The 12755-nt window shown below is 59.1% G+C and carries 15 protein-coding genes; 6 read left to right on the top strand and 9 right to left on the bottom strand.

The annotated features are described in order from the left end of the window. The first annotated feature begins 1 nt into the window (after position 1). Positions 2 to 1204 (top strand): RSP_2647 family RNA methyltransferase, encoded by a 1203-nt coding sequence (locus ACR0MV_RS03895; RefSeq protein ID WP_480701042.1) that lies wholly within the window; start codon positions 2 to 4, stop codon positions 1202 to 1204. Beyond that, on the top strand, positions 1201 to 1743 hold the full coding sequence (locus ACR0MV_RS03890) for an RSP_2648 family PIN domain-containing protein (protein WP_480701041.1): 543 nt from the start codon (positions 1201 to 1203) through the stop codon (positions 1741 to 1743). Before ACR0MV_RS03895 ends, ACR0MV_RS03890 begins: the two co-directional genes overlap by 4 nt. A gap of 107 nt (positions 1744 to 1850) precedes the next feature. Here the strand turns inward: ACR0MV_RS03890 and ACR0MV_RS03885 are convergent, their stop codons facing one another. Further along, positions 1851 to 2540 (bottom strand): M48 family metallopeptidase, encoded by a 690-nt coding sequence (locus ACR0MV_RS03885; protein WP_480701040.1) that lies wholly within the window; start codon positions 2538 to 2540, stop codon positions 1851 to 1853. Positions 2541 to 2754: 214 nt separating this feature from the next. On the opposite strand from ACR0MV_RS03885, the gene trhA reads away from it, so the two are divergent. Then, complete coding sequence (trhA, locus tag ACR0MV_RS03880; RefSeq protein WP_170468475.1) at positions 2755 to 3423, top strand: PAQR family membrane homeostasis protein TrhA; 669 nt, start codon at positions 2755 to 2757, stop codon at positions 3421 to 3423. Between the two features lie 3 nt (positions 3424 to 3426). Here the strand turns inward: trhA and ACR0MV_RS03875 are convergent, their stop codons facing one another. From ACR0MV_RS03875 to ACR0MV_RS03855, 5 genes are all read right to left on the bottom strand, one after another. After that, positions 3427 to 4611 carry a vWA domain-containing protein gene (locus ACR0MV_RS03875; protein WP_480701039.1) on the bottom strand — a complete coding sequence of 395 codons (1185 nt, stop codon included), beginning with the start codon at positions 4609 to 4611 and terminating at the stop codon, positions 3427 to 3429. A gap of 3 nt (positions 4612 to 4614) precedes the next feature. After that, a complete protein-coding gene (locus ACR0MV_RS03870) occupies positions 4615 to 4785 on the bottom strand; it encodes a hypothetical protein (RefSeq protein WP_475202600.1) in 171 nt (56 codons plus the stop codon). Positions 4786 to 4788: 3 nt separating this feature from the next. Next, a complete protein-coding gene (locus tag ACR0MV_RS03865) occupies positions 4789 to 6159 on the bottom strand; it encodes a DUF2927 domain-containing protein (RefSeq protein WP_480701038.1) in 1371 nt (456 codons plus the stop codon). Then, positions 6156 to 6605 (bottom strand): N-acetyltransferase family protein, encoded by a 450-nt coding sequence (locus tag ACR0MV_RS03860; RefSeq protein WP_480701037.1) that lies wholly within the window; start codon positions 6603 to 6605, stop codon positions 6156 to 6158. Before ACR0MV_RS03860 ends, ACR0MV_RS03865 begins: the two co-directional genes overlap by 4 nt. Positions 6606 to 6720: 115 nt before the next feature. Further along, a complete protein-coding gene (locus ACR0MV_RS03855; protein WP_170788747.1) occupies positions 6721 to 7566 on the bottom strand; it encodes an AAA family ATPase in 846 nt (281 codons plus the stop codon). 372 nt (positions 7567 to 7938) lie between these two features. On the opposite strand from ACR0MV_RS03855, the gene dksA reads away from it, so the two are divergent. After that, positions 7939 to 8361, top strand: a complete 423-nt coding sequence (gene dksA / locus ACR0MV_RS03850; protein WP_170382828.1) for an RNA polymerase-binding protein DksA — start codon at positions 7939 to 7941, stop codon at positions 8359 to 8361. Positions 8362 to 8431: 70 nt separating this feature from the next. Further along, positions 8432 to 9583, top strand: coding sequence for an FAD-dependent monooxygenase (locus ACR0MV_RS03845; RefSeq protein ID WP_480701036.1), 1152 nt, complete (start codon positions 8432 to 8434; stop codon positions 9581 to 9583). 4 nt (positions 9584 to 9587) lie between these two features. Here the strand turns inward: ACR0MV_RS03845 and xth are convergent, their stop codons facing one another. Then, the gene (gene xth, locus ACR0MV_RS03840; protein ID WP_170468463.1) at positions 9588 to 10367 is read right to left on the bottom strand and encodes an exodeoxyribonuclease III; all 780 of its coding nucleotides are present in this window, start codon (positions 10365 to 10367) and stop codon (positions 9588 to 9590) included. Positions 10368 to 10648: 281 nt separating this feature from the next. After that, positions 10649 to 10972 carry a HesB/IscA family protein gene (locus ACR0MV_RS03835; protein ID WP_170468461.1) on the bottom strand — a complete coding sequence of 108 codons (324 nt, stop codon included), beginning with the start codon at positions 10970 to 10972 and terminating at the stop codon, positions 10649 to 10651. Between the two features lie 76 nt (positions 10973 to 11048). On the opposite strand from ACR0MV_RS03835, the gene ACR0MV_RS03830 reads away from it, so the two are divergent. After that, positions 11049 to 12191, top strand: a complete 1143-nt coding sequence (locus tag ACR0MV_RS03830) for a deoxyguanosinetriphosphate triphosphohydrolase (RefSeq protein WP_480701035.1) — start codon at positions 11049 to 11051, stop codon at positions 12189 to 12191. On the opposite strand, the gene ACR0MV_RS03825 is transcribed toward ACR0MV_RS03830, so the two are convergent. Beyond that, on the bottom strand, positions 12192 to 12743 hold the full coding sequence (locus ACR0MV_RS03825; RefSeq protein WP_170427788.1) for a putative pterin-binding protein: 552 nt from the start codon (positions 12741 to 12743) through the stop codon (positions 12192 to 12194). It abuts the gene before it with no gap. Positions 12744 to 12755: the final 12 nt, after the last annotated feature.

Raw genomic sequence — 12755 nt, 5'->3', positions numbered from 1 at the left:
CATGACCCAATCTGCCGAACGCCCCCGTATCCGCCTGAAACCCAAAGCCAATGCGCGCGGCCTGCGCCATGGGTTTCCCTGGGTTTATGCCAACGACATCGTCACCGACCGGCGGACCCGCAAAATCCCGGCAGGTGCATTGGCGGTGCTGGAAGACGAGAAACGTGCGCCGATCGCTTTGGTTGCCGTGAACCCTGACTCCAAGATCATGTGCCGCGTGCTGGACCGTGATCTGGACGCGGAACTGGATACGGCTTGGTTCGAAACCCGCCTGCGCCGTGCGCTTGAGATGCGCGAGCGTCTGTTCGACGCGCCATACTACCGCCTGATCCACGCTGAGGCGGACGGCTTTCCGGGCGTCATCATCGACCGGTTCGGTGATGCCTGCGTGATCCAGCCCAACGCCGCCTGGGCCGAGGCATATCTGGACGCCCTAACGGACGCGCTGGTCGCTGTGACCGGCGTTACTACCGTGCTAAAAAACGCCTCAGGCCGGACCCGTGGGCTTGAGGGGCTGGATGACGAGAATGTCACTCTGCGCGGCACAGTACCGGACGCACCGCTGCCGGTGCCGATGAATGGTGCAACCTACATGGCCGACCTGACAGGCGGTCAGAAAACCGGTCTGTTCTACGACCAACGCCCCAACCACGCCTTTGCTGCTCGGCTGGTCCAACCGGACGCGCAGGTGCTGGACGTCTTCAGCCATGTGGGCGGTTTCGGGCTGGCCATGCTGGCGGGCGGTGCAGGGCAAGCGCTGTCGGTCGACGGCTCGGCCGCGGCCTTGGCGCTCGCTGCAGAGGGCGCAAAGGCATCGGGTTTCGCGGACAAGTTCCAAACCCGCCAAGGCGATGCGTTCGACGTTCTGACCCAGCTTGGCGCAGAGGGCGCACAATTCGACGTGGTCATCTGCGACCCGCCAGCCTTTGCGCCCTCAAAACAAGCGCTGGACGCGGGCTTGCGCGCCTATGAACGGATCGCGCGTCTCGCCGCGCCGCTGGTCAAACCGGGCGGCTATTTGGGCCTGTGCTCCTGTTCTCACGCGGCAGATCTAGGTCGATTCCGTGATGCTTCTTCGCGCGGGATAGGGCGCGCCGGACGACAGGCGCAACTGATCCATACCGGGTTTGCCGGGCCGGACCATCCGCAGTTGCCGCAACTGGCAGAAAGCGGATACCTTAAAGCCGTGTTCTACCGGCTGTGAAGGCGGTTCTAGACACATGCGTCATCTACCCCACGGTGATGCGAGAGATGCTGCTGGGCGCTGCCAAGCTGGGCCATTTCACGCCCATTTGGTCCGCGCGCATCCTCGAAGAATGGGCCCGTGCCGCGCGCAAACTATGCCCGGAGGGCGAAGCGCAGGCCCGTGCCGAAATCGCACTGGCACAAGCCAACTGGCCGAAAGCACAGCAGCCAGCAGCCGAAAATCTGGAACAACGCCTCTGGTTGCCGGACAGCGCAGATATCCATGTTCTGGCAACAGCGGTCTCGTCGTCTGCTGATATGATCGTCACAGTAAATGCCAAGGACTTTCCCAAGAACATTCTGGCCGAGGAAGGGCTGGACCGTCGCGACCCCGACAGCCTGCTGCACGGCTTCTGGCAGTCCGACCCCGAAGGTATGGCAGACACCGCAAACCGCGTGTTGGCTGAGGCCAATCGCCTGTCAGGCGATCAATGGACCCTGCGCGCCCTAATGAAAAAAGCCCGCCTCCCAAGGCTCGGCAAAGCCCTCACCACCTGAGTGCTGACCCAACTTCATCTGGCTAAAAATATCTCGGGGAGCCGCCATTGGAAGCGCCATTGGTCCGAGCGCCAATGGCGGCGGGGCTGGCCCCCCGCTGCACAGACCTAACCGTCCGTACCCCAACGCTCCTCAAGCGCCTCAAGCGCCGCAATTCGTTCGTCGGTTTTGGGATGGCTCATCAGCCATGCGGGGACAACGCCAGCGCGCTGCTCGGTCAGGTCTTCAAGCTTGTGAAACAGAGACTTCTGAGGCCCGATCCCGATACCAGCTTTTGTCAACAGCGCCGCTGCGTATTCATCCGCCTCGTACTCATCACCGCGTGACAGACGCGAAGCCAAAAGATGTGTCAGCATATTCGCGATCCACGCGCCGATGAAAGGAATGAAGCGGTTCATCAGCATCATCAATGCTGTCCGCAACGCGTTCTGACCCGAAAAATCGATCATCCTGCGCCGCGCATGCCCCAGCGCCACATGCCCCAATTCGTGGGCGATCACGCTGGCCATTTCCTCGGCCGAGACCTCGCCACTGCGAAACTTGCGATAAAAGCCCCGCGTGATGAAAATCCGCCCATCCGGGGCTGCCAGGCCGTTCACCGGGTCGATCTCATAGATATAGACGGGCACACGATCGATCCCGAGCGCCGCCGCCAAACGGTCGGTCATCCGCTTCAGGGCAGGGTCGGCCAGTTCGGTGGATTTTTCGTCCAACTCCCGATGAGTGCGCCAGACAGAGATCCGGTACATCACGACAGCATAGGCGATTGCCAGCAGAATGGGGGTCAGGCGAAGCATGATCCAAATATGGTTCCGGGCAGGGGGATAGGCAACCGTTTCACAGGCAATTGTCCTGCAAAAGGGTAAGTCGAAAATCGCCGGCAACTGCTCGGATCTTCAATCAGTCGTTCACACAGGAACGACCAGCTGCAACGATCACTATGTCGTCACAGTATGAAACACACAGGTTTCCAACCTTGCCGGGGATGGGGTCGGGCAATAGCTTTGTATTATGTGGTCTTTCGCCGATATCCGTCCGGCCTACAGCCGCGCTGAGCGCATCAGTGATGGTGTGGTGCATGTGATCGGGATTGCCGCTGCCATCGTCGCCGTTCCTTGCCTGATCGCGCTGACGGCCCAACACCGCACAGAGCCGTGGGTGGTTTTGGGAGCCTCGGTTTATGGGTTCACGCTGCTTTTGATGCTGTCCTTTTCGGCTCTGTACAACATGGTGGAGTCCGAGAGGTGGGGATACCTGCTGCAGCGGCTGGACCATTCTGGGATTTACGTAAAGATTGCAGGCACCTATACGCCGTTCATTATGTTATCGGGCGCCCCGGCAACAGGCCTTTTGATCGGGCTTTGGTCTTCCGCAACGCTTGGTTCAGTGCTGAAGATGATCGACCCGCATCGGTTCCGCTGGATAGGTTTGGCACTATACGTATTGATGGGCTGGGCCGCCGTTTGGGCCGGGCATTCGCTGCTGGCTGACCTTTCGCAACCCGTCGTGGTGCTGATGATCACGGGTGGCATCGTCTATACTGCTGGAATTGCGTTCTACCTGTCGGACTGGCTTCCGTTTCACAACACCATCTGGCATGTCTTCGTTTTGACCGGCAGTGTGTTGTTTTTCCTAGCGGTCTCGTTCCGCATTGCCTGGGCGCCAGTCCTGCAAATCTAAGCTTTAGCGCGTCAGTTCGCGCATGCCCTGTTCCAACCCGGCCAGAGTCATCGGGACCATTCGGTCCTCGAAAATCTCGCGGATCATGCTGATGGAATGGGTGTATTCCCAGTATTTCTCAGGCACCGGGTTGATCCACAGGTTCGACGTCCACTGTTCGCGCGCGCGCTGCAGCCAGACTTGTCCGGACTCCTGATTCCAGTGCTCATTCGCTCCGCCGGGATAGCCGATTTCGTAGGGGCTCATCGAGGCATCGCCGACGAAGATACACTTGTAGTCGGGCCCATAGGTGCGCAGCACCTCATGTGTTGGGGTCTGCTGATCCCAGCGGCGGACGTTGTCGCGCCAGACGCCTTCATAAAGGCAGTTGTGGAAATAGTAGTATTCCAGATGCTTGAACTCGGTGCGTGCGGCTGAGAATAGTTCTTCAACGACCTTGATATGCGGGTCCATCGAACCGCCCACATCCAGAAATAGTAGCACTTTGACCGCGTTGTGACGCTCTGGTCGTGTTTTGACATCCAGATAGCCGTGTTCGGCGGTGGCGCGAATGGTGCCGTCCAGATCAAGCTCATCCGCCGCGCCCTCGCGCGCCCAGCGGCGTAGGCGCTTCAAAGCGACCTTGATGTTGCGCGTCCCAAGCTCAACCGTGTCGTCCAAGTTCTTGAATTCGCGCTTGTCCCAGACTTTGACCGCCCGTTGGTGGCGGCTTTCTTTCTGGCCAATCCGAACGCCTTCGGGGTTGTACCCATAGGCCCCGAACGGAGACGTCCCGGCCGTACCGATCCATTTGTTTCCGCCCTGATGGCGACCTTCCTGATCCTTGAGCCGCTCGCGCAGCGTTTCCATCAGTTTTTCAAAGCCGCCCATCGCCTCGATCTCGGCTTTTTCTTCGTCAGACAGGTGTTTCTCGGCCATCTTGGCCAGCCACTCAGCGGGGATGTCCACGGCTTCGAGCACCTGATCGAAACTGATTTCTTCCAAACCTTTGAAACTGGCGGCAAATGCCTGATCGAACTTGTCGATGTTGCGTTCGTCCTTAACCATCGACACGCGGGCGAGGTAGTAGAAGGCTTCGACATCATAGGTGGCCAGGCCCTTTTTCATCCCCTCCAGAAAGGTCAGGTACTCGCGCAGTGAGACAGGAATTCCAGCTTTGCGGAGGTTTTCGAAAAAGGGCAGAAACATCGCTTATACCACCAGTCGAACAAGGATGAGCGACAGAACGAGACCAACAAGCGCAAAGGCGATGCCGTAGCCTGCCGCGTATTGGGCCATATCCGCGCCGCTGCCATTGCGTTTGCGTGCGGTAAGCGCCCCGAGGATTGCGCCCAGAATTGCCATTCCCAATACTACGACCATGCGTTACCCGCCTCTGTTGTTGGTGGTCGGAGCTTCGGCAACTTCCTGCATCAGCGACCGTACCACGACGTCCGAGCCAAAGCCGTATCGCGCCCATGCCAGACTGTCCAGCCTGACGGAACGTGCCTGTTTCGGACGTCCGGCCTGATTTAGCGCTTCGGATTTCAACAGCAACAGCGTCGCCAGTTGCGAGGCATTTTCGGCCCGTGTCATGACCGCAATTGCTCGGTCCAGCTCGGGCAGGATTTCAGGCCCTTTTCCCTGCGCCAGAGCAAAGGCCGCCGTTTGCGTCGTCACATAGGCCTGATGGATGTCCGTACCCGGCGTAGCGCGCAGATACTGCATGGCGATCTGATATTGCTGCAGCGCTTCTTGCGGGTCGTCGAATTGCGCCATACGGCCAAGGATATAGTGCGGATAGGCGCGGCGGTGGTCTGGCCAGCCCTGTTCTTTCCCGATCTGCGCCGCCCGTTGCGCGGCTTTCATTCGGGTGCGTGCGCTGGATCTTGAACCCAGTGATTTCTGGACCGTGTTGATCCATTCGCGCGGCGTGGCCGAGACCTCTTGCGCGGGCAGCGCATCTCCGCGCGGGTTCAACCTGCTGAGAATGGTGGGCAGCGTGGCCTGCACTTGTTCGCGGGTCATGCCGCTGCGCAGTTCCGGTGCATAAGCCGTGCGCAGGATCAGCATGTCGAAGCCGGTGAGAATGGTGTGAATATTGTCGTCGTTGAACACCGAGTCCGGCAAGCGGTAGAGGTCGTTCAGCGGCCCAAGCGCTTGTGCCAGTTCTTCGTGCAGACAGTCGCGCTTTTCCTGTGGGCTGGCATCATAGGGGATGAAAATACCCAGACGTTCGCGACTGCGCAGCGCGGTCCAGCTGCTTTTGCGTTTGCGACGATCCTTTCGGTATTCCTCAAAACTCGAGGCGTTGGGCACCACGAAACAGGCAGCTTGCGGCAGGATGCGCTGGATCTGCTCCTGGCTAACGGCCTGGATCGTGATGTTGGCCTGTTGGTCTGCGGGGATCTGTTTGATGTCGATGCCTGCTTCGCGTTGCAGGCGACCCAAAAGGAGCGTCAGATCGCGCTGCATCGACGGCGTAGGTGTCCCGGTCAAGCGCACGGTGATCGGTGTTTCGAACCGCGTAAAGACGGGCAGGGTGGTCCCGCCCTCAAGCGCGAAGTGCAACGAAATGAAATCCGCCGCGATGTTCTTGTTTGATCGGGCCGGAGCCACGGGGCGCGTGGCCGAGAACGCCTTGGCCGGAGGCAACTGCGCTTCGATCACACGCACGCGGGTCTGCGGCTCGGGCGTCTGAACCGAGGTGCACCCGGCCACTGCCAAGCCAAACAGAAGCGCGGCCCAGCGGATCATGGGCGCTGATACCGGATGAAGGGTGTTTGCTTGCCAATGCGGTCGTACAGCTTACGCGCCGTGTGGTTGGAATCCTGCGTCAGCCAATAGACCGAGGGCGCACCCTGCCGGTCACCCTCGTCGTACACCGCCTGGATCAGAGCCCGACCGACACCTGTGCCGCGCGCTTCGGGCCGGGCGTACAGGTCCTGCAGGTAACAGACGCTTTCTTCTTTCCAGGCATGACGGTGAAACAAGTAGTGAGTCAGCCCCACCAACTGGCCATCCGCCTGGGCCACGAAACACGAGAAATCGTTGGGATCATCCCCCAGCAACCGCGCGAAGGTGTTGTCATAGGTCTGATCGGGCACCGTAGTTTCGTAGAAAGCTAGGTAATCGCGCCACATTTCGGCCCATTGGGCGCGGTCTGAGGGCAGCAGTGCTCGGATCGTGAGGGTGTCAGGCAAACGGTGGCTCCTTAATCGTCGGGTTGGAATGCCCGACAACGCCGGACGGCCCTGCCGCCAATGCTGACACCCGGCACCCCGCAAGGCAAGCAGGGATCACCGAGTGTTCATTATCTCAGCGTTTGCTGCGTGCCATAAAAGCCAGACGCTCGAACAGGTGAACGTCCTGTTCGTTCTTCAGCAGCGCGCCATGCAGTTTGGGCAGGGCGTTTGCACCGTCGCGCTTGAGGTCTTCGGCCGTCAGGTCTTCGGCCAGCAACAGCTTGAGCCAGTCCAGCACTTCCGAGGTCGAGGGCTTTTTCTTCAAGCCCTGCGTTTCTCGGATTTCGTAGAACTGAGTCAGAGCCGTCGTCAACAACGCGTCCTTGATGCCCGGGTGGTGGACCTCGACGATCCGGCGCATGGTCGTCTCGTCCGGGAAACGGATGTAGTGGAAGAAACAGCGCCGCAGGAACGCGTCGGGCAGTTCTTTTTCGTTGTTCGAGGTGATGATGACGATGGGCCGGTTCTTGGCCTTGATGGTCTCGCCGGTTTCGTAGACGTGGAACTCCATCTTATCGAGCTCTTGCAACAGGTCGTTTGGAAACTCGATATCCGCTTTGTCGATCTCGTCGATCAGCAGAACAACTTTTTCGTCAGCATCAAACGCCTGCCAAAGCTTGCCCTTGCGGATATAGTTCGACACGTCGTGCACACGCTCGTCGCCCAGCTGGCTGTCGCGCAAGCGGCTGACGGCGTCATATTCATACAGGCCCTGCTGTGCGCGGGTGGTGGACTTCACGTTCCACTCGATCATCTTCAGCCCAAGCGCGCCCGCAACCTGTTTGGCCAACTCGGTCTTACCGGTTCCGGGTTCGCCCTTGACCAAAAGCGGCCGCTCCAACGTAACGGCAGCGTTTACCGCGATGGTCAGGTCATCGGTTGCAACATACTCGGCTGTACCTTGGAAACGTGCGGTCATGGGCCCCTCATTCAATATCGCGCGGCATCTGTTCTTGGGGTTATAGCGGGGCGAAAAATTTGACAAGGCAGGTCGCTGCGTCGTGTCCGGCAAAATTGATCAGCGACTCCAAGGCCTTTGGTTGATTCGCGGGTAGGAATCGAGTCCTGCACATTCATGATCGCCGTAAAAAAGCCCGTTAAATTCCACAGAAAAACAAGGTTTTCTTGTTGTAAGTCTCATATTTAGACAATTCAGCATGACGCTGCGTGGGGCGACGTTTGCATAGTGACATTCCCCGCGTCGTCGGATAAACGCAGCGCAGAAGGGGATTGCCGCATGTCAGGTGAAGGTAAGGTGACCGGCGTTGCAGGCCACACCGAGGGAGCAAAAATGAAGCAGGAAGTATTTCTGCCCGAGGATTATCGTCCAGCCGAAGACGAACCATTTATGAACGACAAGCAGCTGGAGTATTTTCGTCGCAAGCTGCTGGACTGGAAGAATGAACTTTTGGCGGGCAGCCGCGACACGATCGAAGGGCTGCAAGACAACACCCGTAACATTCCGGACGTCGCAGACCGCGCAAGCGAGGAAACAGATCGCGCGCTGGAACTGCGCACCCGCGACCGGCAGCGCAAGCTGGTCGCCAAGATCGACTCGGCCCTGCGCCGGATCGATGAAGGCGAATACGGGTACTGTGAGATGACGGGTGATCCGATCTCGCTGAAACGTCTGGATGCGCGCCCGATCGCGACCATGACGCTGGAGGCGCAAGAGCGTCACGAGCGCCGCGAGAAGGTCCACCGCGACGATTGATCGCTGAAAAAACACAATTTCTTAAACGCCGGGGCCTTTCGCTCCGGCGTTTTTGCGTTAAGCCGGGGGGATGAAAATCAGCGGTCTGAAATTCGGCGTCGTCGGTGGCGGTATAGGCGGCATTGCGGCGGCATTGGCGCTGCAGCGGCGCGGTGCCCAGGTCACGGTTTTCGAACAGGCCAAGGCGTTGACCGAAGTTGGCGCGGGTTTGCAGATCAGCGCCAACGGTATGGTCGTTCTGCGCGCTCTGAATGTCGTGGGTGAGATGCCCGAGACCGCCGTTGCGTCGGGTGGGACGATGATCCGGGATTACCGCTCTGGGCGTCTGGTCAGTGCTCTTCCGCCGCCTTCTGCAGGGACGACATATTATTATCACCGTGCTGATCTGTTGGATGCGTTGCATCAGGCAGCGTTGCGCGCCGGTGTTGAGTTTCTCCTTGGCGCTCGGGTCGAGCAGGTACGCAAACATCCCTCGGACGCAGAGGTTGCCTTGGACGATGGTACGCTACATCGCTTCGATTGTGCTATTGCCGCTGATGGCGGGCGTAGTGCGATCCGTACTGATCTGAATGGGCCCGAAACTCCCGCCTTCACCCATCAAGTGGCTTGGCGTGCAACCATTCCCTGGAGCGAGCACGACGAAACTGTGCGGGCTGCCCTGACGATGGGACCGGGTCGGCATGTGGTCACTTATCCGCTGCGCGACCAGTCATTGATGAACGTCGTAGCGATCGAAGAACGGTCCGACTGGACCGAGGAAGGTTGGCGCTTGCGCGGAGACCCGGAGGATTTGCGCGAAAGGTTTGCTGATTTCGGTGGCGATGTCCGTGAGATCCTTAAGCAGGTCCAAAAGCCCCATATTTGGGCACTATTTCTGCGTCCCGTTGCGCAAACATGGCAAAACGGTCGGATCGCTTTGCTCGGCGATGCGGCGCACCCAACCTTGCCCTTCATGGCTCAAGGTGCCTGCCTGGCGCTGGAAGATGCTTACGTTTTGGCGCGTGCATTTGACGACCAATCTGGCATTCAGCAAGCGCTGGAGATTTATGAAACGCACCGCCGCTCACGGGCAAGAAAAGTGGTCGCAACTGCCGGGGCAAATGCCCGCAATTTCCACCTGCGTGGCCCGATGCGGTTGGCGGCGCAAGCGGCGCTGATGGCGATTGGTCCGCGATTGTCGCGAAAATACGAGTGGATCTACAGCTACGACGCAACCGCCTGAGCGGTCACAGGTCCAGATCGACCCAGACCGGGACATGGTCTGACGGTTTTTCGTGCCCTCGTATCTCGGCATCGATGCGGCAATCGCGCATCAGATCAGCGGCCTGCGGTGTTAGCAGGAAATGGTCGATGCGAATGCCGTCATTTTTGTTCCAAGCCCCGGCCTGATAATCCCAAAAGGAATAGTGTTCGGGGCCTTGGGTGACGGCTCGAAAAGCTTCGGTAAAGCCAAGGTTCAGGATCTTGCGGAACGCAGCCCGGCTTTCCGGACGAAACAGGGCGTCCTCGCGCCACGCATCGGGGCGCTTGGCGTCTTCGACTTGCGGGATGATGTTGTAATCCCCTGCCATAAGAGCGGGTTCTTCACTGGCCAGCAGATCGCGGGCTCGATCGTATAGACGCTCCATCCATGCCAGCTTGTACTCATATTTCGGGCCGGGCACAGGATTGCCGTTGGGAAGGTACAAGCCGCAAATGCGAAGCGCCCGCTTGCCGATTACGGTGGCTTCGATCCAGCGCGCCTGCTCGTCCTCGTCGTCACCAGGCAGACCGCGGGACACGTCCTCCAACGGAAGCTTCGAAAGGATCGCGACCCCGTTAAAGCTTTTCTGACCATGGGTTTCGACATTGTATCCGCGGTCTTCAAACAGTTCGCGCGGGAAGTTTTCGTCGACCGATTTGATCTCTTGCAGCAGCACAACGTCGGGCTGCGCGTCGTCCAGCCATCGCGGCAGAGCCTCGGCCCGCGCTTTGACACCGTTGATATTGAACGTAGCGATTTTCATGCGCGATCCTCCGAAACCTTGTTGCAACCTATCGCGCAGATCCAGCCCAGCGGCAAGGCGGATAGCCGGGTTGCGAGGCTCTGCCTCGCGCTCCGGGATATTTTTGGCCAGATGAAGAAACGGATCGTTAACCAATGGCAGCGAAAACAGTTGAGCGGTACAGGCGGGGACGCCGATGACCGCGCCAGGTGAAGCTCTCCGGCGTCACGGTCGGAGAGCAGATCCCTGCTTCATCTGGCTGAAAATATCCTGGGGGTGTGGGGGCAAAGCCCCCGCCGGCGCTACATCGAAAACGAGGTACCGCACCCGCAAGAGGAGGTGGCGTTGGGGTTATCGATCACAAACCGCGCACCGATCAGTTCTTGGGTAAAATCGATCACGGCATTTTCAAGAAACGGCAAGGACACCGAGTCGACGATGACTTTTTGGCCTTTGCCTTCCAGCACAAGGTCATCTTCTTTTGGCTCGTCCAGCGCGATTTCGTATTGAAAACCGGAACATCCGCCGCCTTCGACGGCGACGCGTAACGCTTGACCCTGCTTCGCCGCGCCGATCTCGGCCAGGCGTTCAAAGGCGCGTTCTGTGACTGTCGGAGGCAGATTCATGCCGGACTCCAAAGGTTTATTTCCCGATCAGGCTACAATATATGAAAGCTTAGGACAGGCGACAAGGACAAGACCTTTGGAAAGAGCGGGTTTTGCCTCGGACCCCAATCGCGCGAGGGGGCGGTTGGTGCCAGAGGAGGAGAGCAGTTTCAGGTCATGCTTTCAGCGTGATCGGGACAGGATCATTCATGCCAGTGCCTTTCGGCGGCTCAAACACAAGACGCAAGTCTTTGTCGAACATGAGGGCGACAGTTACCGAACGCGTCTGACACACTCTATCGAAGTGGCGCAGGTTGCGCGTACGATTGCGGGGGCTTTGGGTCTGAACCCGGAACTGACCGAGGCCGTCGCTTTGGCTCATGATCTGGGGCACACCCCGTTTGGACATACGGGCGAAGATGCGTTGCACGCGCTGATGCAGCCCTATGGCGGGTTCGATCACAATGCTCAGGCCATTCGGATCGTGACTAAACTAGAGCGCCACTATGCCGAGTTTGATGGTTGCAACCTGACCTGGGAATGCCTGGAAGGTATCGCCAAGCATAACGGCCCTGTTCTGGGGGATCTGCCGTGGGCTTTGGCCGAGTGCAATGAGGGTTTCGATCTCGAACTGCACACACATGCTAGTGCCGAAGCGCAGGTTGCAGCGTTGTCGGATGACATTGCGTACAACAATCACGACCTGTTGGATGGGCTGCGTGCGGGTCTGTTTTCTGATGATGAAATCCGACAATTGCCGATCGTTGACGATTGCTACGCCGACGTGGACCGCAAATACTCGGGGCTGGATTCGTATCGCCGTAGGCACGAGGCACTGCGGCGAGTCTTTGGCGTCATGGTTTCTGACGTGATCGACACTTCGCGCGAATTGATCGCCAAATCGGGTGCGCAAAGCGTCGAGGATATTCGCAATCTGGGCTATCCGGTGGTTCAGTTCTCGGACGGCTTATGGTCTCAACTCAAAGAGATCCGTGCCTTTCTGTTTGCCCGGATGTACCGGGCACCCAGCGTCATGGAGGTGCGTGCGACGGTCAGTGCGGTCGTAGAAGAGCTGTTTCCGATCTATTTGAGTGACCCCAAGCAGATGCCGGCCCATTGGCATAGTGATATTGAAGCTGCTCCGGACGAGACCGCGCTGGCTCGGATCGTGTCCGACTATATCGCGGGAATGACGGACCGGTTTGCCTTGCAGGATCACGCAAGGCTCACCGGTTCCTGACTACTCGATCCCAATATAGGCCAGCGCCCACACCTGCTGTCCGGCCTGTTCCGAGGCTAGGTCTTCGTCATCGGTCGGCGGGAAGACAATCATGGTCGGGCCGTAGCCGCCGATGCCCATTGGCGCCCCGTCCGCATGGGTTGCGACGATGGGCTGATGGGCTGCGATGCTGTCCCAAGTGATTTCGGACTGATAACCGTCCATCGCCATCGGTTTGGCGGTTTTTCCTTCAACCCCGGCCATGATCATCAGGTCCGACAGGCGCGGTCCGGAAAAGGCAATGTCGCGCTGATTGTCTTCGGGGCCGTAGGGAATGGTGATCTCGACCTGTTCCAACCCGTCCAGCATGGTGGCATCGAAACCGGCGGCCCCGTTGTGCTGAACCTCAAGGAACCCCAACAGGCCGCCGTCGTTTTCGCCGCGGGCGGGCAGGTTGGTTTCCGTGACTGCTCCGCCAAGTGTCAAAAGCACATGTCCTTGGGGCGCGGGCATCTCCGCCCAGAGCGGTGTGGCTGAAGTCAGGACAAAGGCAAGGGGCAGGGCAAGGCGCATAGGGGCTCTCCG

This window comes from Ruegeria sp. BC3, assembly GCF_056539265.1.
The sequence above is the reverse complement of the archived record's forward strand: the minus strand, read 5'-3'. Positions and strand labels throughout refer to the sequence as shown.

What these genes read in the sequence shown, in the direction of transcription:
- xth (WP_170468463.1), bottom strand. Translation starts at nt 10,367, where the DNA reads ATGAAAATCGCTACGTTCAATATCAACGGTGTCAAAGCGCGGGCCGAG.
- ACR0MV_RS03885 (WP_480701040.1), bottom strand. Translation starts at nt 2,540, where the DNA reads ATGCTTCGCCTGACCCCCATTCTGCTGGCAATCGCCTATGCTGTCGTG.
- ACR0MV_RS03825 (WP_170427788.1), bottom strand. Translation starts at nt 12,743, where the DNA reads ATGCGCCTTGCCCTGCCCCTTGCCTTTGTCCTGACTTCAGCCACACCG.
- ACR0MV_RS03855 (WP_170788747.1), bottom strand. Translation starts at nt 7,566, where the DNA reads ATGACCGCACGTTTCCAAGGTACAGCCGAGTATGTTGCAACCGATGAC.
- ACR0MV_RS03870 (WP_475202600.1), bottom strand. Translation starts at nt 4,785, where the DNA reads ATGGTCGTAGTATTGGGAATGGCAATTCTGGGCGCAATCCTCGGGGCG.
- ACR0MV_RS03895 (WP_480701042.1), top strand. Translation starts at nt 2, where the DNA reads ATGACCCAATCTGCCGAACGCCCCCGTATCCGCCTGAAACCCAAAGCC.
- trhA (WP_170468475.1), top strand. Translation starts at nt 2,755, where the DNA reads ATGTGGTCTTTCGCCGATATCCGTCCGGCCTACAGCCGCGCTGAGCGC.
- ACR0MV_RS03865 (WP_480701038.1), bottom strand. Translation starts at nt 6,159, where the DNA reads ATGATCCGCTGGGCCGCGCTTCTGTTTGGCTTGGCAGTGGCCGGGTGC.
- ACR0MV_RS03875 (WP_480701039.1), bottom strand. Translation starts at nt 4,611, where the DNA reads ATGTTTCTGCCCTTTTTCGAAAACCTCCGCAAAGCTGGAATTCCTGTC.
- ACR0MV_RS03835 (WP_170468461.1), bottom strand. Translation starts at nt 10,972, where the DNA reads ATGAATCTGCCTCCGACAGTCACAGAACGCGCCTTTGAACGCCTGGCC.
- dksA (WP_170382828.1), top strand. Translation starts at nt 7,939, where the DNA reads ATGAAGCAGGAAGTATTTCTGCCCGAGGATTATCGTCCAGCCGAAGAC.
- ACR0MV_RS03845 (WP_480701036.1), top strand. Translation starts at nt 8,432, where the DNA reads ATGAAAATCAGCGGTCTGAAATTCGGCGTCGTCGGTGGCGGTATAGGC.